Here is a 23,658-nt window from a genome sequence, read left to right as displayed (position 1 = left end):
ACGGGTTACCTCCGCCGATCGGCGCGCTTGGAGGGTGCGCGGGTGGCTGACGCCGACTTCTTCGCGGCGGATTTCTTGGTGGCCGACTTCTTCGCCGGGGCCGATTTCTTCGCCGGGGCGGACTTCTTGGCCGCGGTTTTGTTGGCGGCGGTCTTGCTGGCCGGGGCCGACTTCTTCGCCGGTGTGGACTTTTTGGCCGGTGCGGACTTTTTCGTGGGGCTGGTCTTCTTGGCCGCGGATTTGTCGGGCGGGGACTTCTTCGCGGGGGCCGACTTCTTCGCCGGGGCGGTCTTCCTGGCGGGGGCCGACTTCTTGGCCGGCGGGGACTTCTTCGTGGCGGCTTTCTTCGCCGGGGCGGACTTCTCGGCTGGGGCCGACTTCTTCGCCGGTGGTGCCTTCTTGGCTGGTGGCGCCTTTTTGGCTGGCGGTGATTTCTTAGCCGGGGCCGACTTTTTCGCGGGCGCCGACTTCTTGGCGGGCGCCGACTTCCTCGCCGATCCTGTCTTCTTCGCCGGGGCGGCCTTCTTCGCCGACCTCTCGGCGCGGGCGGGCCTCTTCGCGGGGGACTTCCTGGGCGCGGAGGGCGTGCGCTTCGAGGGGGCGTCGCGGTGGGACGTTCCGGTGCGCTTGGCGGGGCCGGTGGGGGGCCTCTTGTGGCGGGGGCGCGGAGCGGGGGCGGCCTCCTCGGGCTCGTCCTCGTCCTCCTCGTCCTCCTCCTCGTCCTGGTCGTCGTCTTCGCCTTCGTCTTCGCCTTCGTCCTCCGGCTCCTCCTCGTCGTCCTCCCCTCGGGGGCCGTCCTCGTCGTCGTACGCGTCCTCGGCCTCGTCGAAGTCGTCTTCGTCCTGGTCCTCGTCCTCGCTGTCCTCGCTGTCCTCGCTGTCCTCGTCGTACTCGTCTTCGTCCTCGTCGGAGTCGGCCCGCCGGCCGTACCCCTCGTCCCCGTCCTCGTCGTAGTCGTCCGAGTCCTCGTAGTCGTCGTCCTCGGCGTTCTCGTCGTCTTCGGCGTCCTCGGGCCCCGACGCTCCGGTCAGCCGGGCCGTCCGGTCGCCGATCGCGTCCGCGAGGGAGTTCATGCCGCGGTTCGCGGCGGCGGTCAGGGCCTGGCGGCCCGCGCCGAGGACCTCGCCCCTGAGCTGGTCCTGGAGCTCCGCGAACTGGGGCGTCTCGCTCAGCTTGCGCAGGCCCTGGGCGGCCAGTTGGCGGGGGTCGAGGGCGAACCGGCGTCCCGCGAGGTAGGTCGCGACGGTCAGAGCCAGCCGGCCCTTCTTGGTCCGGCCCAGTACGTACCCGCCCACGACGGCGGTCGCGAGCGCCACTTTGCTCTGGTCGTCCATGCGTTGTCACCTTCTGTTTGTCGGCGTGGAGGGACGGGTCTGGGCGGCGTACAGCCGGTCGAGCAGCCGCTCCTCGCGCCTCTCGAACTCGGAGAGGGAGATGAACCCGTCGTCCAGCTCCTGGTTGAGCAGGGCGAGCTGGGCGCGGATCACCCCGGGGTCGTACAGTTCGCGCTCGGCGGCGTCCCTGAGCCGTTCGGCGACCCAGACGACGCCGCGCGCCGGGGCGAGGGGGAGGAGCAGCACCCCGGAGATCAGCCCCATCGTCAGGTCCCGGTGCCGACGAAGCTGTAGCAGGGGAGCGGTCCGGCGAGGCGGAGTTCGACGTGCTCGCGGTGGGCGGCGGCGAACCGTTCGGCGGCGGCGCGGAACCGCTCGGTGTCCGCACGGGCCACGAGGAACGACACGTTGAGCGCGCAGCCGGGTACGTCGGGGCCGGTGGTTACCGCGCGGGCCATCGAGGCGAGGCCGTGCAGCGCCTGCCGTCCGGCGTCGGCCGCGCGGCGGGCCAGGGCGGCGGCGACGGCTTCGCCCAGGCGCACGTTGGCCTCGTAGCCGGGGCGTCGGCGGGCCGCGTCGCGCAGCCGTCGTACGGCCGGCTCACCGGCGACGAGCGCGGCGAGGGCGTCGTCGGCGGGCAGCGCCTTGACGTTGATCTCCACGTGGCCGGCGAGGCGTTCGAGGGTGGCCAGGTGCTCGGCCTCGGCGGCGCCGAGCTGTTCGCGGAGGGCGTCCGCGTCCGGGGCGACGGCGCCGAAGCGCATGGGCAGGACCGGGCCGGTCTCGGCGAGCGCCGTCAGCAGGTTCTGGTGGGCCATCAGGTCACGGCGCCGGGCGCGGAGCCGGGCGGGGGCGACACTGACGACGGCGTCGAGCGCGCCCGAGCGAAGGGTACGGGGCGCGGCGGGCGGATCACCCACTCCGACGGCCCCGTCGGGCAGCGGAGTCCCAGCGGGGACGACCGCATAGACGTACAGGGACCCACCGGCGTCATCCGTACCCACACGGGCGGCTGCGTCGGCCTGCCCGGTGGTTTCGGCCCGGCCGTTCATCCCGCCACGCTTCGTCATGCTTCCGCCCTGCGTCGTCGGGCCGTGCCGGTGCGGGACCTGGTGCCGCTACCGCTACCGCTACCGCTACGCGTGGGGGAGCGGCGCTTTCTCGGACGGTCCTCGTGGTCGTCACCGGTGTCATCGGTGTCGTCTGAGTCGTCGTCGTGGTCGCCGCCGCCGACCACCTTGCGGACCGTGTCGCCGACGGACTCGGCCGCGTTGCGTACCTTGCGCTTGCCGATCTTCTTCGCGGCGCCGCCTCCGATGAGTTCGGGGACGGTGGTGGAGCCCGAGTCGCGTTCGAGGTCGAGGCGGTTGCACGCCTCCGCGAAGCGGAGATACGTGTCCACACTCGCCACGACTATGCGGGCGTCGACCTTGAGGATCTCGATCCCGACCAGGGAGACCCGCACGAAGACGTCGATCACCATGCCCCGGTCGAGGATGAGTTCCAGGACGTCGTAGAGCGTGCCGGCGCGCGGCGGGCAGGGGACGGTCTCGTCGGCATAGGTCGTGCTCGTCATCGGGGTCCTTCCGTCAACGGGGTGGCGTGCGCAGGGGTGTCACTCGTCGGCGGCGCCCCGCCGGTACCGCCTGACCCGGCGGTACTCCTGGAGTTCGCCGTCCGCGTCGAGCAGCACCTCGTAGGAGGCGAGCAGGCTCGTGGTGTCCGGGATGCGGGCCACTTCGAGGACGTCCACGACCACGTACCAGCCGCCGTCGTCGGAGCGCTGCACCGCCGAGACGCCCTCGGTGCGGTGGCCGATCAGCTCCTGGAGGGTCCGGCAGGCCGTGCGGGCGGCGTGCGCGGGCCCTTCGCGGGCGCGGCTCTCTTGCGGGTCGCCGTCGAGGAGGCCGCGGCCCGTGCTGAACGTTGCTCTGCCATGACCACCAGTGTTGTCACCGTGACGCGCGCCGCATCTCGGGAGAGCCACACGGAGACAGGTGTCAAGACGTGTGCGCGTACAGCCATTCGGGTCACACGTGTGTGCGCGCAGGCGGGCCGTGCCGAAGAGTGTGAGACTGACATGCCCCAGGAGCGGCGGCGACGCCCGCGCGGCGGTGCGGTGGAGAGGAGCGGGGCGTGATCCCTGAGTCGGCGGACGGCGCCCTCGGCGAGTTCCTCGCCGACCCCGCCAACCTGCCGCTGGATCTGGCGACTTCCGTGGCCGGCAGCGCCAGGGCGCTGGGGCTCGCCAACGCGGTGGTCTACCTGGCCGACCTGCAGCAGCGCCGGCTCACCCCGCTCAACGCGACGGTGCCCGCCCTGCCGATCGACGGCTCCCTCGCGGGCTGGAGCTACCGCACCCAGTCGCTGCGCGTGGACGAGCACCACCACGGCGGCATGGTGGCGTGGCTGCCCCTCGTGGACGGGGCGGAACGGCTCGGCGTCCTCGAGGTGGCCGCGCCCGCGCTCGACCCGGAGGCGCTGCGCCGCGGCAGGACGCTCGCGGCGCTGTGCGCGCTGATGATCACGTCGAAGCGGGCCTACGAGGACTCCTTCGTCCGCACGGCGCGCATCGACGCCATGACGCTGCCCGCGGAGATGCTCCGCGCCTACCTGCCGCCGCGCACGATCGGCTGCACCCGCGCCCTGTCCACCGCGGTCCTCGAACCGGCCTACGAACTGGGCGGCGACGCCTTCGAGCACGATCTGACCGACACCGCGCTGCACGTCGGCGTCCTCGACGCCGTGGGCCACGATCTGGCGTCGGGCCTTGTCGCGGTGGTCGCGCTCGCCGCCGCCCGCAACGCCCGGCGCGTCGGGGCCGATCTGCACGACCTCGTCGCCTCGGTCGACGCCGCGCTGTCCCGGTGGCTCCCCGACAAGTTCTGCACCTCGATCTTCGCCCGGCTCGACCTCACCACCGGACGGCTGTCCTGGGTCAACTGCGGGCATCCGCCGCCGCTGCTCATCCGCGACCGGCGCCTCGTCGCGCACGCCCTCGACCGCGACCCCGAGCCGCCGATGGGGCTCCCCGCAGTCCTCGCGTCCGTACCGCGCCACGTGCACGAGACCTCGCTCGAACCGGGCGACCGGGTGCTCATGTACACCGACGGGGTGACCGAGGCGCGCGCGGGCGACGGCACCCAGCTCGGTCTCGACAAGTTCGCCGACTACGTCATCCGGGCGGCGGCCTCGGGCGAGCCGCCCGCGGAGACGCTGCGCCGCCTCATCCACTCGCTCCTGGAGGCCCAGGAGCGGCTGCGCGACGACGCGACGATCCTCATGTTCGAGTGGTGCCCGTAGCCGTAGCCGTAGCCGTAGCCGTCGTCGCGTGCGTAGTCGCGCATGCGACCGTAGCCGTCAGCGCGGCGCGCTGTCCTCCAGGGCCAGCCCGGCGAGGTGGTCGCCGAAGCCGCCGCGGGCGCGCGGGGTCAGGCGGCCCGACGTGGCGACCGGGCAGTCGGCGGTGCGCAGCACCCGGTGCCCGGTGGCGTCGAGCGCGTCGACGAGGGCGTGGTCCTCGCTCACCGGCAGGGGCGGAAAGCCGCCGACGGCGGTGTACGCGTCGGCGGAGACCCCGAGGTTCGCGCCGTGCACGTGCGGGTGGTGCCAGGGGCCGCGCGCAGGCCGGGTCGCCGTGTACTCCAGCTGGTGCCGGGCCGCGAGTCCGGGCACGGGCTGCGGCCACCTCTTGACGTCGACGGTGCCGACGACCGCGTCCCAGCCCTCGACGGCGCGCGCGTACTGGAACGCGAGCCAGCGGGGCGGCACGGCGCTGTCCGCGTCGGTCGAGGCGAACCACACGCCTGCCGGGCCGTTCAGGATCTCCAGGGCGCGTTCGGCGGCCACCGCACGCGCCACCCCTACGTTGCCGCTCGCGATCCGCACCGTCTGGGCGCCCGCGCGGAGCGCCGCCGCGACCGTGCCGTCCGAGCAGGTGTCCGCGGTGACGACCGTGAGCACCCGCACCCGCCGCAGCGCGGGGTGGCGCGCGGCGGCGCGGATCGCGTCCAGGGCGCCGGGGAGCAGCGCCTCCTCGTTGTGGGCGGGGACGAGGACGGCGAGGGCACGCGGCCTCACACCAGGCCTTCCGCGGCGGCGGGGGTGGGCGGCGGTGTGCCGTCGGCCGCGCGGCGCCCGAAGGTCTGCAGGACGAAGTCGGGTTCGCGGTGGTCGGAGGCGAGCGCCAGCTCCGGGATCGCGCCGAGGATGCCGGCGAGTTCGTCGCCCGCGTAGAGGTGCTCGGCGACCGGGTGGTTCCAGTGGACGGTGACGAGGGTGCCGCCGGGTTCGAGGGCCTCGACGGCGCGCTGGAGCACGACGTCGAGTTCGGCGCGGTCGAAGTAGTAGAGCAGCTCGGACAGGACGACGAGGTCGAAGGTGCCGGTGGGCCACTGGGCGGGGAGCGTGAGGTGGCGGACCTCGACGTGCGGCAGCTCCGCGGTGCGGCGGGCCGCCGTGTCGACCGCGGAGCGCACCCGGTCGCAGGCCAGAAGCGTGTCGCAGCGCCCGGCCAGCCGTACCGTCAACTCGCCGACCGAACAGGCCGGTTCGAAGGCGCGGCGGTAGCGCGGGCGGGGCAGCGCGGCGAGCGTGAGGTCGTACTTGCGCCGCTCGTACCAGCGCTCGGCGAGGTGCCAGGGGTCGGCCGCGCCGCGGTACATCTCCTCGAAGTACGAGGGCGGGGTGCTCACTGGAACAGGACCTCCGTGGGGCGCAGATGGTGGGCCAGCTCCTCGGGCGGCAGCACCGCCGCGTCCTCGGGTCCCGGTCCGAGCGGATGGATCTGGGTGGTGAACCGGTCGATCGCCGCCCGCTTCAACTCCCGTACGTGTGCGGGCAGTTCGATGCGGCGGGCGGAGTGCCACGGCACCCGGGGGTCGTCCGGCCGGGCCCAGTGCCACATCCAGACCGGGTACAGGGAGCAGGGCGTGCCCGTGCGCCGGGCGGCCGTGCGGGCGGCGCGGCCCGCCGCCTCGTGGTCGCCGTGCACGTCGCCGGTCCAGGGCGCGACGACCATGTCGGCGCCGCGCAGGAGTCGGGCGAGGTGTCCGGCGAGCTGTTCCTCGTGGTCGGCGACGCCGGTGTCCGGTACGCGCAGGCGGACGATCTCGGCCTGTCCCGCGCCGAGTTCGGTCAGCGCGGCGCGCAGTTCGTCGGCGCGGAGCCGGGCCAGGGAGTCGGGGGTGACGACGCGGCTGCCGGGGTGCGAGCCCTCGCCGTCGGTGACGGAGACGACGGTCAGCCGCACGCCGCGCCCGGCGAGCAGGGCCATCGCGCCGCCGAAGCCGAGCACCTCGTCGTCCGGGTGGGCGGCCACCACCACGACGCGCCCGCTCTCCGGCAGGCGCGCGGGCTCCATCGCGTCCCATCCGTCCCACGCGCGCCAGTGCGCCTCGTCGGTGCCGGGTGCCTGGATCGCGTTCGCGGGCCCGTCCTCCCGACCGCCGGACGTGTGGACAGGGTTGTCGGATATCGCGGGGCGTGTCACGCGGACTCCTCGGGGCGCGCGAGGGCGGCGCCGAGTGCCGCGAGGTCGCGCTCGCCGTGGTGCTGGCGCACGTAGACGGTCAGATCGGCCACGGCGCGCGCGTGGCGCAGGTCGTGGCAGAGGGGGCCCGCGCCGGTGGCCCGGCCGACCCGGGTCAGGACGTCGGCGCAGACGGACTCCACGAAGGCGCGCACCCGCATGGTCCGCAGACGGGCTCCGCCGCCGCTGTCGAGGGGGTCGGCGTCGATCTCCGCCGCGGCCTGGCGCAGCACCGCGCCCGCCGCGTGCAACTGGACGTCGACGGCGCCGAGATGGGCGTCGGTGTGCGGTTCGGGCCGCCGGGCGGCGGCGTCGCGCAGGGCGCGGGCGACGGCGACCGCGCCGCCGTACCAGCAGGCGGCGACGCCGATCCCGCCGTGCTCGAAGCCGGGCCGCCGCACGTAGGACTCGACGTCCCCGACGGCGACGGCCGGCACCTGGTGGAAGCGGACGTCGGGCGTGTCACTGCCCGCCATGCCCACGGCCTGCCACGTGCCCGGTACGGGGACGCAGCTCGCGGGGTCGACGGTGACGGCGAAGAGCCGCCGGCCTTCCGGGGTCCGCGCCGTGACCAGCGCGTGGGTACAGCTGCGCGCGCCCGAGCAGTACGGCTTGAGCCCGTCGAGGACCCAGCCGTCCGCGGAGGGCACGGCTTCGAGGGTGGTGCCGGGGGGCTCGGCGGCCCACACACCCCAGCGCTGGCCGGGCCGGGGGGTGGGGCCGTCGAGTTCGGAGAGGATGGCGAGGGCGTCCACGTGCCCCTCGACCAGTCGCGCCAGACAGAGATCGTCCTCGGCGACGGACTGCAGGGCGGCGAGCCGTTCGGCCGTGCGCCCCGAACCGGGGAGCGGGAACTCCAGCTTTCCCCGGTCGAGGAGGTCGACCACCGAGGCGAACCCGGCGGCGCTCTGCCGCCTCGCCTCGTCCGGCGCGACACCGTCCCGGACTTCGTCGTCCGGTCCGCCGACGTGGCCCGTCGCGGGCGTCAACGTGCTGTCCGTCATGGATGTGCTGTTCCTTGCCACTCAGAAAAAGCTGATCAGGGAGGCGGGGTCGGCCGGGCCGGGCCCTGCGGGCCCGTCGTCGGTCGCCCGGGCTCAGGCGACCAGCGTCTGATCGGCCTGCTCCTGGCCGGCCGCCGTACCGGCGACCGCGGCGTCGGCCGGCTCGACGGTCAGGAAGCGTTCGGCCGTGGCGAGAGCGTCCTCGATCTCGCGGGTACCGGTGGTGACGCACAGCGTGTAGGCGACGTCCTCGAGGAGGCGCCGGTTCGCGAGGGTGTCGTTCTCGACCAGCTGGACGCGTGCCGTCGCGTAACGGGACAGCAGCGAACGCAGGATCTGCGGGTGCGGAGTGATCATTTCCGAGAGGCTCCTTTTTGTTAAAGCAACTCGTTCCCCGAGTGTCCCCTCACGCACAATTCATGCACGTGTGCTTCACGCAGGCACGGGAGCGCACAGGGGCCACAGGGCGCGGGTGCCCCGGGCCCGCCCGTCACTCGCCCTCCACGTCCTCCTGCGCGTCGACGTTGGGCGACGTGGCGTCGGCGCCCTCGCCGCGGCGCGGGGCCTCCTTGTCGTCCCGCAGCGGGTCGGTCTCCGCGTTCTCGAACTCCTTCAGGACCTCGTCCGTCGCGGTCTGGGCGGGGCGGGTGGTGTCGTGCTGCTCGCGGTCGCGCGTCATGGTGGCTCCTTCGGAGGACGTGGCGATACGTGTGCCGGTAGGTGTGTCGGTTGTGGAGAGGTGCGGGGTGCGGCCGGTGGGTCGGCGGCGGCTCGCGCGTTACGACTGCAACCGTTCCTGCGCGGTCCGGTGCCGCTCGTTGTTCGCGCGCGCCGCCCGGTCGTTCAGGGCGCTGCCCAGGGCGCGCAGCCGCTCGCCGAACGTGCGCGGGGCAGGCGGCTCGACGTCGATCCCGGGGCGCAGTTCGGGCTCGCCGTCCGCCGACGGCAGGAACGAGCTGACCACGTGGCTGACCCGCGCGGTGAGCGCCGGGGCGAGCCCGTGCACCTTGTCGGCGGCGATCGCCGCCGGGGTGAGCACGAGACGGACGCGGCGCCGCTCGACGGCCGTGACGATGCGGTCGGCGGCGCGCCGCGCGTCCATCGAGACGACCGGGGTGCCCGCCAGGGCGGAGAACCAGGCGAACTCGCGCCGCCGGTCACCGCCGAAGACGGCGTGCAGGTGGGAGCCCGTACGCATGAGACCGGGGTGCACGGCGGTCACCGAGACACCGTCCCGCGCGGCCTCCACGTGCAGCCCCTCGGCCAGCGCCCCGACGGCCGCCTTCGCGCAGGAGTAGGGCAGCAGGTGCGGCACGGCGAGCAGGCCGCCCACCGAGCCGATCAGGGCGAGCCGGCCGCCCGCCCGGCTCTCGCGGAGGTGGGGGAGTGCTTCGAGGCTGGTGTGCAGGGCGCCCTCGAAGATGGTGCTCATCGCGTTGTCGAAGCCGGCCTTGCCGACGGCCTCCGCCGGGGCGACCTGGATGATGCCCGCGTTGGCGACGGCCACGTCCACGCCTCTGCAGGCCTCCGCCGCGTCCCGGAACAGGTCGGCGACGCTCTCCCGGTCGCGTACGTCGGTCACGGTGGTCCGCACGGCGGCGCCGGGCCGCCGCTTCTGGAGCAGCTCGGCGGCGCGCTTCAGCTCGGCCGCGTCGCGGGCCGCGAGCGTGACGGTGCAGCCGCGCCGCAGCAGCTCGTCGGCGATGAGTAGGCCGAGGCCGCGTGAGCCGCCGGTGACCACGGCGGACAGGCCGTGCAGGGATGCGGGCATGGAGGTCACTCCCAGGTTTCAAGGGGGATGGGGCCGCTGCCGCCCAGTACCCGATGGCCGGGCCACCAATCTGGGGCCACCCTAAGTCCGGCCGCGGGTGGCCGCATCGTGCGCGGGGCCCGTATGTGCGGGAAGCAATGTGCGTGTGCGCTGAGGCCCACGTGTTTGAGAAGCCGCGGTCAGGACACCCAGTGCAGTGACCGTCCGGACGGCACGGGTTCCCTGTGCGGCGTCCGGGCCCGGCACTGGGAGAGAGAGGACCGTCATGTTCAAGGCCATCGCTGATGTACTGCGCTCGATCGGGGGCGCCATCGCCACCGTCGTCACGCTTCCCTTCCGGGCCGTCGCGCGTCTGTTCGGCGGCGCCTCGGCCAGTGCGCACGGAAACCACTGACACACCCACCAGACACCTCCGGGGGTCCGCAAGGATTCGCCGGCACATGAGTAGAAATATGCGTGTGCAGCGAAGAGAGGTGTGCCGGTTCCGCACCTGCGGCCGGCGACACACACGAGAAGGGGCGGACACATGATCACCGTGACGGCGCAGGACCAGAGCCTGGCACCGGCCTCGGCGGCCGAGGAGGCACTGGTCGCACGCGCCTATGCGGACCCGGCGTCGCTCGCGCCCAAGGACGCGCGTGAGGTCGGCAGAAAGTTCTTCGACCGGCTCGCCGAGCTGGAGGAGGGCACGCACGAGTACAGCTATGTGCGCAACTGCCTCATCGAGATGAACCTGTCCCTCGTGCGGTACGCGGCCTCGCGTTTCCGCCACCGCGGGCAGCAGGAGATGGAGGACATCGTCCAGGTCGGCACCATCGGCCTGATCAAGGCGATCGACCGGTTCGAGCTGACCCGCGAGGTGGAGTTCACCTCGTTCGCGGTGCCGTACATCACCGGCGAGATCAAACGATTCTTCCGTGACACCTCGTGGGCCGTGCACGTGCCGCGCCGCCTCCAGGAGGCCCGGCTCGAACTGTCCCGGGCCACCGAGGAGCTGCGTACGCGCCTCGGCCGTTCCCCCTCCACGGCGGAGCTGGCCGAGCTGATGCAGCTGGAGCCGTCCGAGGTCGCGCAGGCCCAGATGGCGTCCAACGGCTACAACAGCGTGTCCCTGGACGCCGCCGTGAGCGGCAAGGACGACGAGTCCGACACGATGCTGGCCGACTTCATCGGCTTCGACGAGGACCGCTTCGAGCTCGTCGAGAACTTCCACTCGCTGGCACCGCTGATCGCGGACCTCGACGACCGTGAGCGCACGATCATCCACCTGCGCTTCGTCGAGGAGCAGACCCAGCAGCAGATCGCGGACGCCCTGGGCTACTCCCAGATGCACGTCTCCCGGCTGATCTCGCGCGTGCTCGCCAAGCTGCGCGCAGGCCTGCTGACGAACGACTGACGGCCCCGGCTGTTCAGGCCCATTCGCCCCCGGTCTGTGAGCGGACCGGGGGCGGTTCGCCGAGATCGTGGGGTTAACCCGGTAAAACGGGGTACCGAAACACCACAAATTGGTATGAGACAGGAGGCTGGACGTTGACTTCCAAGACCACCACCCCCCGCTACACCGTCCCTGGCATCACGGTGCAGGACGCAGCCTCGGTCATCGAGGTGCTCCAGGAGCGGCTGCACAGCCTGAACGACCTGCACCTGACGCTGAAGCACGTCCACTGGAACGTGGTCGGCCCGCACTTCATCGCCGTGCACGAGATGCTCGACCCGCAGGTCGACCGCGTCCGTGACATGGCCGACGACGTGGCCGAGCGCCTCGCCGCCCTCGGCGGCGTCGCCCAGGGCACGCCCGGCGCCCTCGTCGCCGCCCGCAAGTGGGAGGACTACAGCGTCGGCCGCGCCGACGCCATCGCCCACCTCGGCGCCCTCGACCTCGTCTACACGGGCCTCGTCGAGGACCTGCGCAAGGCGATCAAGACGGTGGGGGAGATCGACCCCGCCACCGAGGACCTGCTGATCGAGCAGCTGCGCGACCTGGAGCAGTTCCAGTGGTTCGTGCGCGCGCACCTGGAGACGGCGGGCGGCACGCTCACCACGGCTGGGGCCACCAGCGAGAAGGAGGCCGCGAAGTCGGCGTGACGCCGCACGCGGCGCCCGCACGGCGGGCCCTGCTCGAAGGGAGGGCGTGACCGGTCACCGGTCACGCCCTCCCTCGTGTGTGGGCCGTTGCGGTACACCCGCCGCCCACCGCCGACGCCCTGCGACGTTTGACGCGCACCCGACGGGAGAATCGCCAGCCATGACCACTGCCCCCGGCGCCCGGACGCCGACCGTGCCCCTGAGCGTGCGCGTGCCGCGCCTGCTCCGCTCCGCTCTCGACGCCCTCGACAAGGTCGAGAACGCCGAGTCGCTCGACCGCGTCGTCACGCCCGTGCAGAAGGCCGTACGGGCGCTGCCGCTCGGCGGGCTCCGGGACGTGCTGCACGGCCGCCCGATGGGCCATCCGCTCCACCCGCTGATGGTGCAGGTGCCGATGGGCGCCTGGCTGTCGTCCGCCGTCCTCGACTACGTGCCCGGCGCCCGCCGCCCGGCCCGGCTCCTCGTCGGCCTCGGCACCGTGGCGGCGCTGCCCGCCGCGCTGGCCGGCTGGGCGGACTGGGCCGAGCAGCACGAGCAGCAGATGCGCACCGGGCTGATCCACGCCGCCGCCAACGCCACCGCCGTCACGCTGTACGGGGCCTCGTTCCTCGCCCGCGGACGCCACCCCCTGCGCGGCCGGGCGCTCGGCCTGGCCGGGCTGACCTGCGCGGGCGTCGGCGGCTTCATCGGCGGCCACCTCGCCTACCGGCAGGGAGCGGGCGCCAACAAGGCGGAGCCGGTGCCGCATCTGATCGAGCCGGGCTGGCACCGCCTGCGCCCCGTCGCCGAACTCACCCCCGGCAAACCGGCGCGCTGGATGCTCGGCGAGGTGCCGCTGCTCGTGGTGCGCGCCGAGGACGGCACGGTCGACGTCCTCGCCGACCGCTGCAGCCACCTGTCGGGCCCGCTGTCCGACGGGGAGGTCGCCGAGGGCTGCGTGACCTGCCCCTGGCACGGCAGCGTCTTCCGCCTCTCCGACGGTGCGGCGGAGCGCGGTCCCGCGACCGCGCCGCAGCCGAGCTTCGAGACGCGGATCGAGGAGGACGGCGTCCTCGCGGTCTCCCTGCCCGGGGCGGGCTGACCACCGTGGCCCGCCCGACGATCGACTGCCTGATCATCGACGCCGCCGACCCCGAGCGGCTCGCCGCCTTCTGGTCCGAGGTGCTCGGCCGGCCCGTGGTGGGCCGCACCGGCCCCTACGTGTGGCTGGGCCGCGAGGACGGCCTGGGCGTCGGCATCCAGCGAGGCGCCGCCCCCGAGCCGGGCAAGAACCGCCTCCACATCGACCTGACCTGCGCCGACCCAGTCGCGGAGCAGTCCCGCATCGAGGCCCTGGGCGGCCGCCGCCTCCATGAGTACGACGAGGCCGGCTTCCTGGTGATGGCCGACCCCGAGGGCAACGAGTTCTGCCTGATCCCGGAAGGGGAGGGGGCGGTCGGGATGGACGCGGAGGGCCGGGCGCACTACCTGGACTAGCTCTGGACTAGCTCGCCCCGTCCTGGCTCCCCACCAGATCCGGTGCGCGGAGCATCTCCGGCGGGATGCCCCACGCGTCGACCAGGTCGGCGGCGAGGGGGCGGAGCTTGCGGCACAGGTCGTTGATCTCGCGGGTGATGGCCTTGGAGCGCTGGCCGGTCAGGCGGCCGTGCTCCATGAACCAGGCCCGGTCCGACTCGATCGTCGTCAGGGCGAAGAGGTCGCACAGGAGGCCGAGCGCCACCTTGTTGCCGCCGTCGGGGAGAGAGGAGACCTTCTCCACGAACGCCTCCAGGACCAGCCGCTCCACGTGGGCGTGGGCCACCGCGATGACGTGGTCCTGCACCTGGGAGAAGACCGTGCCGGGGCTCGCCTCGCCGGCCATGCCGCGCTTGAGGCGGCGGGCCGCGCCCGCGAGCATGTGCTCCTCGCGGAAGCGCAGCATGGCGAGGTGGTACTCCGAGTCGAGCAGCCCCGCCTCCTGGTCCCACTGGTCGCCGCCCGGGAGCAGGTCACGTACGCGTTCGAGGAGCTTGTGCGCCGAGGTCTTCTCGATGACCGTCTCGACGGCGAGGCCGGTGACGTAGCGGACCATCTCCCGCTGGTCCATGTCCCCGAACTCGTGCGCGTACCCGGTGAGCAGGCCCTTGGCGACGAGCTGGAGCAGGACGTGGTTGTCGCCCTCGAACGTCGTGAAGATGTCGCTGTCGGCCTTGAGCGCGGCGAACCGGTTGACGGCGAGGTACCCCGCGCCGCCGCAGGCCTCGCGGCACTCCTGGATGGTCCGGGTCGCGTGCCAGGTGCCGAGCGCCTTGGTCCCGGCCGCCCGCGACTCCAGCTCCCGCCTGCTCCGCTCGTCGTCGGTGCGGCCGGAGAACACGTCGTGCAGCTGCGTGCGGACGACGTCCTGCGCGAAGTGCAGCGCGTAGGTGCGGGCGAGGAGCGGCAGCAGGCGGCGCTGGTGCAGCCCGTAGTCGAGCAGGACCTGCTCCTCCTCGCCGGAGGCGGCCTTGAACTGGCGGCGCCGCTCGGCGTACTTCACGGCGATGGCCAGCGCGACCTTCGCCGCGTTGATGGCGCCGCCGCCCACGCTGACCCGCCCCTGGACGAGCGTGCCCAGCATGGTGAAGAAGCGGCGGCCCGGGTTCTCGATGCTGCTCTCGTAGACGCCGTCGGGCGTGACGTCGGCGAACCGGTTGAGCAGGGCCTCGCGCGGCACCCGTACGCCGTCGAACCGGATGCGGCCGTTGTCGACGCCGTTCAGGCCCATCTTGCGGCCGTCGTCCTCGATGCGGACGCCGGGCGCGGGCTCGCCGCCGGCCCGGACGGGGACGACGAAGGCGTGCACGCCGTGGGCCTCGCCGGCCACCTCCAGCTGGGCGAAGACGACCGCGAGTTCGGCGTGGCGGGCGGCGTTGCCGATGTAGTCCTTGCGCGCCCCGTCGTCCGGGGTGGTCAGGACGAACTCCTGGGTCGCGGGGTCGTACGTCGCGGTGGTGGCGAGCGCCTGGACGTTGGAGCCGTGGCCGGTCTCCGTCATCGCGAAGCAGCCCATCAGCTTCCCGGTGATCAGGTCGGGCAGGTAGGCGTCGTGGTGGCGCTCCGTGCCCAGCTGCAGGAGGGCGCCGCCGAACAGGCCGAACTGCACCCCCACCTTGACCAGGACCGAGAGATCGCCGAACGCCAGCGTCTCGAACGCGGCGATCGAGGCACCGATCGAGCCACCGCCCCCGTACTCCGCCGGGAAACCCATGCCGGTCTGGCCCGTGGCCGCCATCTCGACGACGACCTCGCGGACGCGTTCGCGGTAGGCGTCGATGTCGAGCGTCTCGGCCTCGTCGAGCACGGAGGCGTACGTCACCAGGTTGGCGCGGACCAGATCGCGGATCTCGGCGTACTCGCCGTCGAGGAGTGCGGTGAGGGCGCGGACGTCGACGGAGGGCTGCACGTAGCCGCTCGGGGGAGTGGCGATTTCGGTGGACATGCCGCTCTGTTACCCGTCCGTAGGACGATCAAGCGGTGAGCGTCTTGATGCGCCGCAGCGCCTCCTCGTACGAGCCGGCCGACCCGAGGACGTCGGCGACGCCCGTGATGTCGAAAAGCCGCTCCACGGCGCTGCCCTCGGCGACCACCGGGACGAAGGGCCGGTGCGCCTCGTCGTGGTCGGCCTTCGCGCGCAGGATCAGGTTGAGCAGGGTGCTGTCGGCGAAGTCGAGCTCGCTCAGGTCGAGCAGGGTCGCCGCGGTCAGGGGATCGGTACCCGCGCGCCGGAAGACCTCGGTGACGTCGTCCACGTCCTCGAGGTCGATGTCATGGCGCAACGTGACGACGGCCACCCGCTCCCGCAGGGTGAGTTCGATGCTCTCGCTGTTACTGACCATGACCCGACCTTGTCATATGCCCGGGCCTCTCAGGAACGGGACGGCTGTGTTCTTCGATACCCGTGTCCTGCGGAAAGTGCCAGGTCGGACGGGTTTTCACGGGTGTGAACGCGACCCGTGGGAGTGGCCCGACCGCGCGGGTGTGCGGATAGCGGCGCTGGGCAAGCGGAATGGAGCGGAAGCCAGTGGAACCGAGACAGTGACGCAGTGCGTTGTTTGCACGTGTACAGAGAGAGGACCACGTCTTGATGAGTGCTCCCGGGACACCCGCCCCCGAGCGCACGACGTGTGCGCAGGCACGGGCGGAGGTCAGCTGGGTCCTGCTCGAGGTCTGCTGCGGCCTCCCGCTGGAGCGGGCGCGACGGCTGCACGACGACGCGCTCCTGGTCGCCACCGAGCTGACCTCCAACGCGATCCGGCACGCGGGCGGCACGACGGCGTTCGAGGCCGGCCTGCGCGGTGACGCCCTCTGGATGAGCGTGAGCGACCACAGCGTGCAGGTGCCCCGGCGCACACCCTCGGCCGCCAGGACACCGGGCGGGTTCGGCTGGCTGGTGGTGCAGCGGCTCAGCTCGCGGGTCACGGTGGACGTGGGGGAGACCGGCAAGACGATCACCGCCGAGCTGCGGCTGCCCGCTGCACCCGGTGGCTCAGGCCGCCTGTGACTCGTCGCCGGTGCGCGCCGCGGCCGCACGCTCCAGAACGGCGTCCGCCGCCATGAGCGCCTCGTGGACCGTCCGAGTCCCGGTGCTGACGCAGAGCGTGTAGGTGACGTCGTCGAGCTGCCACTGCAGTTCCTGCGTCGGACGCTCCGAGAAGCGCAACTGCACATCGGCGTAGCGGCTCAGAAGGGTCCGGATGAACATCGGATCGGGATTCAGCACGAAACGCTCCCTGTTCTGTTGTCCGGTGGGGTCGACGGACTTCAACTGCCCGCGATCCGCCCGGACATGCCTGTTCAGGCCGCGCCGACTCGCGCGGCCTGCGTCACACAGGTGACCTCGTGTTCCGTGCTGCGCGACACGAACCAGACGGAGCAGCAGGCGGCTTCGAGCTCGGCCCCGGCGTCCGCGTCGAACTCGGGCGGCGCGGGTACGAGGGCGGTCCGGCCGACGAGGGATCGGTGCGGGCTACGGGTCGTCATCTGCGTTCCTCGCAAATCGGCTCGGGGTCTGCCGCCCTGTGCGGCGGCACCCGAGTGCCCCCGATCCGCCCGCCGACGCCGCTCACTCCTGTGAGCAGCGCAACTTTTTGATCACGTTCGCCGGGTCAGCGGCGACGCAGCTTGCCGAGCAGCCGCCGGGCCTGCTCCCGCTTGCGCGGGTCGGCCGCCGCGCGCCGCGCCGACGCGATGGTCCGCTGCCCCTGCGGGGTGCGGCTGTACTCCTTGATCCGGTTCAGGATGCCGGCCATGACGCCTCCGAAGACGGTCGGGTTCCTACGATGACGGTCGTTCTGACGATGAGAGTCGGGTTCTGACGATGACTACGGAGCGGTTACCCCCTGATCGGGGCGGGACACGGGCGGTTGCACCTGCTGCACGTCGTCCTCGTCCCAGGCGCTGGTGTCCCGGGGCTCGACGAACAGCTCCTCGTCGCTGGAGTGTCCGCCGCTGATGGCCCGCTGACGTGCGATCTCCGCGTCGAACTCGAGCCCGAGCAGGATCGCCAGACTGGACAGCCACAGCCAGACGAGGAAGACGATGACGCCGGCCATGGTGCCGTAGGTCTTGTTGTAAGAGGCGAACCCGGCCGCGTACAGCGTGAAGCCCGCCGAGGCCACCAGCCACACGAACAGGGCGAGGAAGCCGCCCGGGGTGACCCAGAGCCAGCCGCGCCCCTTCACGTTGGGCGCCGCCCAGTACAGCAGGGCGATCATCAGGACCAGCAGGAGCGCGAGCAGCGGCCACTTGGCGATGGACCACACCGTGAGCGCGGTGTCCCCGACCCCGAACACGGAGCCGACGCGGCGCGCGATGCCACCGGTGAAGACGACGACGAGCGCGCTGAGCGTGGCGAGCAGCATCAGCGCCAGGGTGATGCCGAGGCGCAGCGGCAGCAGCTTCCACAGCGGGCGCCCCTCGGGCACGTGGTAGATCTGGTTGGCTGTCCGCATGAACGCCCCCACGTAACCGGAGGCGGACCAGACGGCGAGCAGGATGCCGACGACGGCCATGACCGAGCCGGTGCCCGCGCGCCCCTGCAACTGCTCGACGGCGTTGGTGAGGATCTCGCGCGCGGCTCCGGGCGCCAGCTTCTCCACGTTGTCGAGCACCTTCTGCGTGGCCGACTCGCCGACCACGCCGAGCAGCGCCACCAGGACGAGCAGAGCGGGGAAGAGGGAGAGAACGGCGTAGTACGTCAGGCCCGCGGCCCGGTCCGTCAGCTCCTCCTTCTGGAACTCGCGCAGGCTGTGCCGCAGCACCTGGCCCCAGGCGTGCCCGGACAGGTCGGTGGGCTTGTCGGGGGCGGCCTCCTCCACCTCGGGGGAGGGGCCGAAGGTTTCCGGCTGGTCGTTCTCGCTCCGCTGTTCCGGCAGGGAACTCCGCTGTTCTGGCATGGGGTCCGGATGTCCGCCGCGGCGCGATTCAGACCTGCTCCGCCTGTCCGGCCTGCTCGGGGCCCGTCCACACCGGCGTCGGACCCCAGGGCGTGGGTCCCGAACCGTCCGCCCAGGCGGTCAGCTCCGCGCCGTCGACGCAGCGGATGCCGCACCCGTCGGCGTACTCCAGGGCGGGCCCGGTGAACTCACTGGTCGTCACCACCACCGCGAGCTGCGCCCCGTGCACGGACCAGCAGGTGCCGCCGAAGCGCTGGAGGTCCTGGGAGCCGACCTTGTTCGTCGGCCCGTACTGCTTGCACTGCACGACGACGCGGCGGCCGTCGGGCGCGGTGGCGAGGACATCGGCGCCGAGATCGCCCGCGCCACCGACGACCTGCACCTCCGTGCAGCCGTCCCGCTCGCACAGCGCCGCCACGGCCGCCTCGAACTCGTAGGGGTCGAGCGCCGTGAAGTCCGGCGCGGGCTCCGGCAGTACGGCGGTGAGGCCGTCCTGCACGGGCGCGGCGGCCTGGTCGGTGCGCAGCCGGACGGTGTCCCGGTCCGGTGCGGGGGCCGCCGCGAGGTCCGCGGTCAGTGCCGTCTCCGCCAGCTCGCGGTCGGCCTGGGCCGCGCCCGCGCGTGCGGCGCGGCGCAGCTCGCGGGTGCGCGGCATGGCGCGGAACAGGATGTAGAGGACGGGGACGGCGAGCAGGGCCAGGAGCGTGGCGGCGAGCGGGTGCGCGCCGGCCCAGGCGGCGAACCGCAGGAAGAGCAGGACGACGGCGCAGACGAAGGCGCCGACGAGCGCGAGCGCGACGAGGGGTCCGGAGAGCCGGGCCGGGGCGGCCTGGGTGTGGGCCGCGGTGCTCCTGGTGGTCCGTATCGGCACGGGGGCCTCCTGCGTGTCGTCGCCGAATTCTTGAGCGACGTGTGCCCCGACCGGTGCATTCCATGATCGTTGTGCGCAATCCGCGCACCAAGTGGGCAGCGCGGGGCCCGAGTTGAAAGCCCGTCACGCAACTGTGAGTCGTAACACCGTGGTTGTGGGGCATTCGGTCGCCGAGGCCGGGGACGCGGAACGCACCCGGTGAACGGTCCAGAAAAATCGAGCGAACTGTGAAGGTTTGGCCAGGGATTCGCGGGCACGCGGGGTGGAGATCGCTATGACCAACACATCGAATACATCGAACACATCAAAAGCTTCGGACACATCGAAGGCCGCGGACGACGCGTCCGACGACACTTCCAGGGCACCCGCCAAGAAGACGAGCGGCTCCGGTACCGGGACGCGGACGCGCAAGCGCGCCGCCCCCGAGCGCCCGCAGCGCCCCAAGCGACTGCGGCCCACCGAGGCGCTGCGCGAGGCGCGTGAACAGCTGACGGAGCTGACCGGCAAAGAGGTCGACTCGGTCTCCTCGTTCCGCGCCACCGACGACGGGTGGGTGCTCGAGGTCGAGGTCCTGGAGCTGTCCAGGGTGCCGGACACGATGAGCCTGCTGGCCAGTTACGAGGTCGCCCTGGACCACGAGGGGATCCTCACCGGCTACCGGCGCATCAGGCGCTACGAGCGCGGCCGCTCCGACGACCGCCGCTGACCGGCGCGGGCAGCCCGGGAAGCGCGCGCAAAGCGAACGACAGGGAGGAAAGCACATGACAGTCGCAACGACGCAACAGGGCGGCGGGGGCGGCGGGACCAGTGGTCTCTACGACGTCCTCGAGCTGGTTCTCGACCGCGGCCTGGTGATCGACGCGTTCGTCCGCGTCTCGCTGGTCGGCATCGAGATCCTGAAGATCGACATCCGGGTCGTGGTCGCCAGCGTGGACACGTATCTGCGCTTCGCCGAGGCCTGCAACCGCCTCGACCTGGAGACCGGCAGCAAGAAGCCGTCGGGCCTCACCGACATCATCGGCGACACGATGGAGTCCGGCGCCCGCGGCAAGTCCAAGGGCGCGCTCTCGGGCGCCGCCGAGACCATATCCGACGCGTTCTCGCAGGCCCGCGAGGAGAGCAAGACCCCGCGCCGCCGCAGCTCGACGAGCCGTCGTAAGGAGGAGCAGGAGTGAGCACGTACGTCTACGGCATCGCCGACGCCGACCACCCGAGCCTGCCCGAGGGCATGGAGGGCATCGGATCCCCGGCGCTGACCGTCCGCATCGTCAAGGGCGGCGGCCTGGCCGCGATCGTCAGCGACGCGCCCGACAACCTCCGGCCCAAGCGGCGCGACCTGCTCGCCCACCAGAACGTCCTGTCCGAGGCGGGCGGCGGCGGCACCGTCCTGCCCATGCGCTTCGGCAGCGTCGCCGAGGACGACGCGGCGGTCGCCACGGCCCTGGAGGAGCGGGTCTCGCACTACCAGGAGCGGCTCTCCGCGCTGCGCGACCGCGTCGAGTACAACGTCAAGGTCCAGCACGAGGAAGAGGCCGTGCTGCGCACCGTCATGGCGGAGAACGACGACGTGCGCGCCCTGGCCCTGCGCAACCGCGACGCCGGCGGCGGCAGCCACGAGGACAAGCTCCAGCTCGGCGAGGCCGTCGCGAAGGCCGTGCAGGCGCGTGAGGCGCACGACGGCGCGCTGGTCCGCGCGACCCTCGAACCGCAGGCGGACGCCGTCAGCGAGGGCCCCGAGTCCACCGGCTGGATCACCAACCTCTCCTTCCTCGTGGACCGCGGCTCCTCCGAGCGCCTCCTCGGCGCCATCGAGGAGATCCGGCAGTCCTCCCCGCACCTGGTCTTCCGGGTCAACGGGCCGCTGCCCCCCTACAGCTTCGTGGAGGAGACGCCCGCCACCTCCGTCACCTCGGGGTGAGACCCCCATGGGGCTGCTGAGCGAGGTGCTCCTGCTGCCGCTCGCACCCGTACGGGGCTCCATGTGGGTCCTCGACCAGGTGGTGGCGCAGGCGGAGAGCGAGTACTACGACCCTTCGGCCATCCAGGCCCAACTGGCCGCCCTCGAAAAGCAGTTGGAGGCGGGCGAGATCGATGAGGAGACCTTCGACCGGATGGAGGACGAACTCCTCGACCGGCTCGAGGCCAGCCGGAACAGACAGACAGGCGCGTGACGCCGGAACACCGCCGACGTCACCTCTCAGCGCGTTGAGCCTTACGTGCCTTACGTGCAGGAACGGACACACACCATGAACCGAACAGCAGTCGGCCTCGCGGTAGGCGCCGGGTACGTCCTCGGGCGTACCAAGAAGATGAAGCTGGCCTTCGCCGTCGGCACCATGGTCGCCGGCAAGAAGCTGCAGCTCAGTCCCAAGGCGGTCATGGACCTGGTCCGCACCCAGTTGGACAAGAACCCCCAGTTCCAGGAGCTCGGCGGACAGCTGCGCGACGACTTCCGGGGCGTCGGCAAGGCCGCCACCGGAGCCATCCTGGAGCGGCAGATGGAGGGCCTGGCCAACCGGCTGCACAGCAGTACGGCCGGTGTCCGCGACCGCCTCCAGGGCGGTGGCGACGACAGCGGCCGTGACGAGGCGCGGGACGCCGACGACGCCGACGACAGGGACGACGAGGACCGCGACGAGCGGGACCGGCGCGACGACCGGGACGAGCAGGACGCGCCCGAGCAGAGCGACGAGGACCAGAACGAGCACCGTCCGGCGCCGCGCAAGCGCGCCCCGGCCAAGAAGTCCGCCTCCTCCAGGTCCTCGGGCTCGGGCTCGTCGGGCGCCTCCGGCCGCCGCAAGGCGGACCAGTCCACCCGGACCCGCTCCACCGCCGCCAAGAAGACCGCGAAGAAGACGGCCGCGTCCAAGGGTTCCGGGACGTCCGGGGCGTCGGGCGCGGCGAAGAAGACCGCCGGGTCCGCCCGCCGGTCCTCGCGCACCACCGCGAAGGGGGGCCGCAGCAATGGCTGAGCAGTCCAGGACGAACCCGCTCAAGGACCTCGCCCACAGCGAGGCCGCCGACCGCCTGAAGTCCGAGGCGCAGGACTACCTCGCCGCCAAGGCGACGCACCTGCTGACCGGGGTCGGCCGCAAGCTCGGCCAGACCACGGGCAAGCTCAACGACATAGCCGAGGGCAACAGCCCCGGCTTCGCCAAGATGGCCCTCAACGGCGGCCGCAAGCTCGCCGAGGGCAAGGGCCCCGTGCGCGCGGCCGTCGAGACCGGCGCCGGCCACTTGAAGGACAACGTGGTCGAGGGCGTGAAGGGCATCTTCGGCAAGGGCGGCAAGGGCAAGTCCAAGTCCGGCGGCGGGCAGAAGCCGACCGTCATCCTGGAGAGCATCGACGTCGGCGTCGATCTGCGCACCGCCTACGACCAGTGGACCCAGTACCAGGAGTTCTCCACCTTCGCGCGCGGCGTCAAGAACGCCAACCGCGCGGACGACGTGACCTCCGACTGGCAGATGAAGATCTTCTGGTCCAGCCGCAGCTGGAAGGCGCACACCACCGAACAGGTCCCCGACCAGCGCATCAGCTGGAGCTCGGAAGGCGCCAAGGGCACCACGAAGGGTGTCATCACCTTCCACGAGCTGGGCGAGAACCTCACCCGGGTGCTGCTCGTCATCGAGTACTACCCCAAGGGCCTCTTCGAGAAGACGGGCAACATCTGGCGGGCCCAGGGCCGCCGCGCCCGCCTCGACCTGAAGAACTTCGCGCGCTTCATCACCATCAAGGGCGAGGCGACGGACGGCTGGCGCGGCGAGATCCGCGACGGCGAGGTCGTCCGCAGCCACGACGACGCGGTGGCGGCGGAGGAGGAGGAACGCTCGCAGGACCAGGACGACCAGGACCAGAACGAGCAGGACCAGAACGACCAGGGCGAGGACGAGCAGGCCGAGGACGCGTACGACGACGAGGCCGAGGACGAGGACGCCGAGCCGGAGGACGAGGGCGAGTACGCCGACGAGGCCGACGAGGCCGACGAGTACCTCGACGAGGACGAGCCCGCGGACGAGGACGCCGAGGTGGAGCCCGAGCCCGAGGACGACGGCGAGTACACCGACGAGGCGGACGAGGACGCCGAGTACGCCGAGGAGGAGCCGGAGGAGGACGCCGAGTACGCCGACGAGGTCCCCGAGGAAGACGCCGCCGAGGACGACGAGTACCTCGACGAGGACGAGCCGGCCGACGAGGAGACCGACGAGGAGCCCGACTCCGACGAGGAGTCCGGCCGGCGTGAGCCCGCAGCAGCCCGGAGCCGCTGATGACCACCGCAAGCAGGTTCCCCGACTCCCCCCTGCAAGGGGGGAGTTCGGGGGCCAATCTGGCCGACATCCTGGAGCGGGTGCTCGACAAGGGCATCGTGATCGCGGGTGACATCCGCATCAACCTGCTCGACATCGAGCTGCTCACGATCAAGCTGCGGCTGATCGTCGCCTCCATCGACAAGGCGAAAGAGATGGGCATCGACTGGTGGGAGGACGACCCCGCGCTGTCGTCCGGCGCCCGCCGCAAGGAACTGGCGCGGGAGAACGCCGAGCTGCGCGAGCGGATCGCCGCCCTGGAGGGCGGCTCCACGTCCGAGGCGCTGGACGAGGCGCGCTCCTCCCGTCAGAAGGAGCCGCGTGATGAATGAGCAGGAGGAG

At 72.2% G+C, this 23,658-nt stretch carries 33 protein-coding genes; 14 read left to right on the top strand and 19 right to left on the bottom strand.

Annotation, left to right across the window (positions count from 1 at the left end):
* Positions 1-5 precede the first annotated feature (5 nt).
* The 5 genes from N5I75_RS13605 to N5I75_RS13585 are packed head-to-tail and all read right to left on the bottom strand — an operon-like array spanning position 6 to position 3,321.
* Positions 6-1,334 carry a histone protein gene (locus N5I75_RS13605; protein WP_476677271.1) on the bottom strand — a complete coding sequence of 443 codons (1,329 nt, stop codon included), beginning with the start codon at positions 1,332-1,334 and terminating at the stop codon, positions 6-8.
* A 6-nt stretch (positions 1,335-1,340) separates the two neighbouring features.
* Positions 1,341-1,598, bottom strand: a complete 258-nt coding sequence (locus tag N5I75_RS13600) for a gas vesicle protein GvpG (protein WP_476677269.1) — start codon at positions 1,596-1,598, stop codon at positions 1,341-1,343.
* 2 nt (positions 1,599-1,600) lie between these two features.
* Positions 1,601-2,404: a GvpL/GvpF family gas vesicle protein gene (locus tag N5I75_RS13595; RefSeq protein ID WP_476677267.1), complete on the bottom strand. Its 804-nt coding sequence runs from the start codon at positions 2,402-2,404 to the stop codon at positions 1,601-1,603.
* On the bottom strand, positions 2,401-2,910 hold the full coding sequence (gvpJ, locus tag N5I75_RS13590; protein WP_476677265.1) for a gas vesicle protein GvpJ: 510 nt from the start codon (positions 2,908-2,910) through the stop codon (positions 2,401-2,403). Before gvpJ ends, N5I75_RS13595 begins: the two co-directional genes overlap by 4 nt.
* Before the next feature lie 39 nt (positions 2,911-2,949).
* Positions 2,950-3,321 (bottom strand): gas vesicle protein GvpO, encoded by a 372-nt coding sequence (locus N5I75_RS13585; protein WP_476677263.1) that lies wholly within the window; start codon positions 3,319-3,321, stop codon positions 2,950-2,952.
* A gap of 149 nt (positions 3,322-3,470) precedes the next feature.
* Between N5I75_RS13585 and N5I75_RS13580 the strand changes: the two genes are divergently transcribed.
* A complete protein-coding gene (locus N5I75_RS13580; protein ID WP_476677261.1) occupies positions 3,471-4,637 on the top strand; it encodes a PP2C family protein-serine/threonine phosphatase in 1,167 nt (388 codons plus the stop codon).
* Between the two features lie 57 nt (positions 4,638-4,694).
* Here the strand turns inward: N5I75_RS13580 and N5I75_RS13575 are convergent, their stop codons facing one another.
* The 7 genes from N5I75_RS13575 to N5I75_RS13545 all read right to left on the bottom strand — a co-directional run bounded on the left by N5I75_RS13575 (position 4,695) and on the right by N5I75_RS13545 (position 9,639).
* Complete coding sequence (locus N5I75_RS13575; RefSeq protein ID WP_476677259.1) at positions 4,695-5,414, bottom strand: glycosyltransferase family 2 protein; 720 nt, start codon at positions 5,412-5,414, stop codon at positions 4,695-4,697.
* A complete protein-coding gene (locus N5I75_RS13570) occupies positions 5,411-6,028 on the bottom strand; it encodes a class I SAM-dependent methyltransferase (protein ID WP_476677258.1) in 618 nt (205 codons plus the stop codon). Before N5I75_RS13570 ends, N5I75_RS13575 begins: the two co-directional genes overlap by 4 nt.
* Positions 6,025-6,825, bottom strand: coding sequence for a PIG-L deacetylase family protein (locus tag N5I75_RS13565; protein ID WP_476677256.1), 801 nt, complete (start codon positions 6,823-6,825; stop codon positions 6,025-6,027). Before N5I75_RS13565 ends, N5I75_RS13570 begins: the two co-directional genes overlap by 4 nt.
* On the bottom strand, positions 6,822-7,868 hold the full coding sequence (locus N5I75_RS13560; protein WP_476677254.1) for an acyl-CoA dehydrogenase family protein: 1,047 nt from the start codon (positions 7,866-7,868) through the stop codon (positions 6,822-6,824). Before N5I75_RS13560 ends, N5I75_RS13565 begins: the two co-directional genes overlap by 4 nt.
* A gap of 93 nt (positions 7,869-7,961) precedes the next feature.
* A complete protein-coding gene (locus N5I75_RS13555; protein ID WP_361078795.1) occupies positions 7,962-8,225 on the bottom strand; it encodes a DUF5133 domain-containing protein in 264 nt (87 codons plus the stop codon).
* A 133-nt stretch (positions 8,226-8,358) separates the two neighbouring features.
* Entirely contained in the window at positions 8,359-8,547 is a 189-nt protein-coding gene (locus N5I75_RS13550; protein WP_476677252.1) for a hypothetical protein, read from the bottom strand.
* A gap of 99 nt (positions 8,548-8,646) precedes the next feature.
* Complete coding sequence (locus N5I75_RS13545; protein ID WP_476677250.1) at positions 8,647-9,639, bottom strand: SDR family NAD(P)-dependent oxidoreductase; 993 nt, start codon at positions 9,637-9,639, stop codon at positions 8,647-8,649.
* A 265-nt stretch (positions 9,640-9,904) separates the two neighbouring features.
* On the opposite strand from N5I75_RS13545, the gene N5I75_RS13540 reads away from it, so the two are divergent.
* From N5I75_RS13540 to N5I75_RS13520, 5 genes are all read left to right on the top strand, one after another.
* Entirely contained in the window at positions 9,905-10,033 is a 129-nt protein-coding gene (locus tag N5I75_RS13540) for an LPFR motif small protein (RefSeq protein ID WP_356490774.1), read from the top strand.
* Positions 10,034-10,165: 132 nt separating this feature from the next.
* Positions 10,166-11,035, top strand: coding sequence for a SigB/SigF/SigG family RNA polymerase sigma factor (locus N5I75_RS13535; protein ID WP_476677246.1), 870 nt, complete (start codon positions 10,166-10,168; stop codon positions 11,033-11,035).
* Positions 11,036-11,169: 134 nt separating this feature from the next.
* Positions 11,170-11,724, top strand: a complete 555-nt coding sequence (dps, locus tag N5I75_RS13530; protein ID WP_476677244.1) for a DNA starvation/stationary phase protection protein Dps — start codon at positions 11,170-11,172, stop codon at positions 11,722-11,724.
* A 160-nt stretch (positions 11,725-11,884) separates the two neighbouring features.
* Complete coding sequence (locus tag N5I75_RS13525) at positions 11,885-12,805, top strand: Rieske (2Fe-2S) protein (RefSeq protein ID WP_476677242.1); 921 nt, start codon at positions 11,885-11,887, stop codon at positions 12,803-12,805.
* A gap of 5 nt (positions 12,806-12,810) precedes the next feature.
* Complete coding sequence (locus N5I75_RS13520; protein WP_476677240.1) at positions 12,811-13,200, top strand: VOC family protein; 390 nt, start codon at positions 12,811-12,813, stop codon at positions 13,198-13,200.
* 7 nt (positions 13,201-13,207) lie between these two features.
* Here the strand turns inward: N5I75_RS13520 and N5I75_RS13515 are convergent, their stop codons facing one another.
* Both N5I75_RS13515 and N5I75_RS13510 read right to left on the bottom strand, forming a co-directional pair.
* Entirely contained in the window at positions 13,208-15,184 is a 1,977-nt protein-coding gene (locus N5I75_RS13515; protein ID WP_476677238.1) for an acyl-CoA dehydrogenase family protein, read from the bottom strand.
* Positions 15,185-15,212: 28 nt separating this feature from the next.
* Positions 15,213-15,581 (bottom strand): STAS domain-containing protein, encoded by a 369-nt coding sequence (locus N5I75_RS13510; RefSeq protein WP_476677236.1) that lies wholly within the window; start codon positions 15,579-15,581, stop codon positions 15,213-15,215.
* A 248-nt stretch (positions 15,582-15,829) separates the two neighbouring features.
* Here N5I75_RS13510 and N5I75_RS13505 point away from each other — a divergent pair, with 248 nt between their 5' ends.
* The gene (locus N5I75_RS13505; protein WP_476677235.1) at positions 15,830-16,246 is read left to right on the top strand and encodes an ATP-binding protein; all 417 of its coding nucleotides are present in this window, start codon (positions 15,830-15,832) and stop codon (positions 16,244-16,246) included.
* On the opposite strand, the gene N5I75_RS13500 is transcribed toward N5I75_RS13505, so the two are convergent.
* The 5 genes from N5I75_RS13500 to N5I75_RS13480 all read right to left on the bottom strand — a co-directional run bounded on the left by N5I75_RS13500 (position 16,232) and on the right by N5I75_RS13480 (position 19,011).
* Positions 16,232-16,465 (bottom strand): DUF5133 domain-containing protein, encoded by a 234-nt coding sequence (locus tag N5I75_RS13500; protein ID WP_476677233.1) that lies wholly within the window; start codon positions 16,463-16,465, stop codon positions 16,232-16,234. The genes N5I75_RS13505 and N5I75_RS13500 overlap by 15 nt on opposite strands.
* Positions 16,466-16,539: 74 nt before the next feature.
* The gene (locus N5I75_RS13495; protein WP_476677231.1) at positions 16,540-16,725 is read right to left on the bottom strand and encodes a hypothetical protein; all 186 of its coding nucleotides are present in this window, start codon (positions 16,723-16,725) and stop codon (positions 16,540-16,542) included.
* 125 nt (positions 16,726-16,850) lie between these two features.
* Positions 16,851-16,994 carry a hypothetical protein gene (locus N5I75_RS13490; RefSeq protein ID WP_476677230.1) on the bottom strand — a complete coding sequence of 48 codons (144 nt, stop codon included), beginning with the start codon at positions 16,992-16,994 and terminating at the stop codon, positions 16,851-16,853.
* A 72-nt stretch (positions 16,995-17,066) separates the two neighbouring features.
* Positions 17,067-18,140: a YihY/virulence factor BrkB family protein gene (locus tag N5I75_RS13485; protein WP_476677228.1), complete on the bottom strand. Its 1,074-nt coding sequence runs from the start codon at positions 18,138-18,140 to the stop codon at positions 17,067-17,069.
* Positions 18,141-18,168: 28 nt separating this feature from the next.
* A complete protein-coding gene (locus N5I75_RS13480) occupies positions 18,169-19,011 on the bottom strand; it encodes a restriction endonuclease (RefSeq protein ID WP_476677226.1) in 843 nt (280 codons plus the stop codon).
* Between the two features lie 274 nt (positions 19,012-19,285).
* Here N5I75_RS13480 and N5I75_RS13475 point away from each other — a divergent pair, with 274 nt between their 5' ends.
* The 7 genes from N5I75_RS13475 (at position 19,286) to N5I75_RS13445 (ending at position 23,648) form a co-directional block, all read left to right on the top strand.
* Positions 19,286-19,717: a gas vesicle protein GvpO gene (locus N5I75_RS13475; RefSeq protein WP_476677224.1), complete on the top strand. Its 432-nt coding sequence runs from the start codon at positions 19,286-19,288 to the stop codon at positions 19,715-19,717.
* Between the two features lie 55 nt (positions 19,718-19,772).
* Positions 19,773-20,186, top strand: coding sequence for a gas vesicle structural protein GvpA (locus N5I75_RS13470; RefSeq protein ID WP_476677222.1), 414 nt, complete (start codon positions 19,773-19,775; stop codon positions 20,184-20,186).
* The gene (locus tag N5I75_RS13465) at positions 20,183-20,929 is read left to right on the top strand and encodes a GvpL/GvpF family gas vesicle protein (protein WP_476677220.1); all 747 of its coding nucleotides are present in this window, start codon (positions 20,183-20,185) and stop codon (positions 20,927-20,929) included. The genes N5I75_RS13470 and N5I75_RS13465 overlap by 4 nt, the downstream gene beginning before the upstream one ends.
* 7 nt (positions 20,930-20,936) lie before the next feature.
* Positions 20,937-21,182 carry a gas vesicle protein GvpG gene (locus N5I75_RS13460; RefSeq protein ID WP_476677218.1) on the top strand — a complete coding sequence of 82 codons (246 nt, stop codon included), beginning with the start codon at positions 20,937-20,939 and terminating at the stop codon, positions 21,180-21,182.
* A gap of 75 nt (positions 21,183-21,257) precedes the next feature.
* Positions 21,258-21,983 (top strand): DNA primase, encoded by a 726-nt coding sequence (locus tag N5I75_RS13455; RefSeq protein ID WP_476677216.1) that lies wholly within the window; start codon positions 21,258-21,260, stop codon positions 21,981-21,983.
* On the top strand, positions 21,976-23,277 hold the full coding sequence (locus tag N5I75_RS13450; RefSeq protein ID WP_476677214.1) for an SRPBCC family protein: 1,302 nt from the start codon (positions 21,976-21,978) through the stop codon (positions 23,275-23,277). The genes N5I75_RS13455 and N5I75_RS13450 overlap by 8 nt, the downstream gene beginning before the upstream one ends.
* A complete protein-coding gene (locus tag N5I75_RS13445; protein ID WP_476677213.1) occupies positions 23,277-23,648 on the top strand; it encodes a gas vesicle protein in 372 nt (123 codons plus the stop codon). The genes N5I75_RS13450 and N5I75_RS13445 overlap by 1 nt, the downstream gene beginning before the upstream one ends.
* The last annotated feature ends 10 nt before the right edge of the window (positions 23,649-23,658 follow it).

It is taken from the genome of Streptomyces sp. R818, from assembly GCF_056172735.1.
The sequence above is the reverse complement of the archived record's forward strand: the minus strand, read 5'-3'. Positions and strand labels throughout refer to the sequence as shown.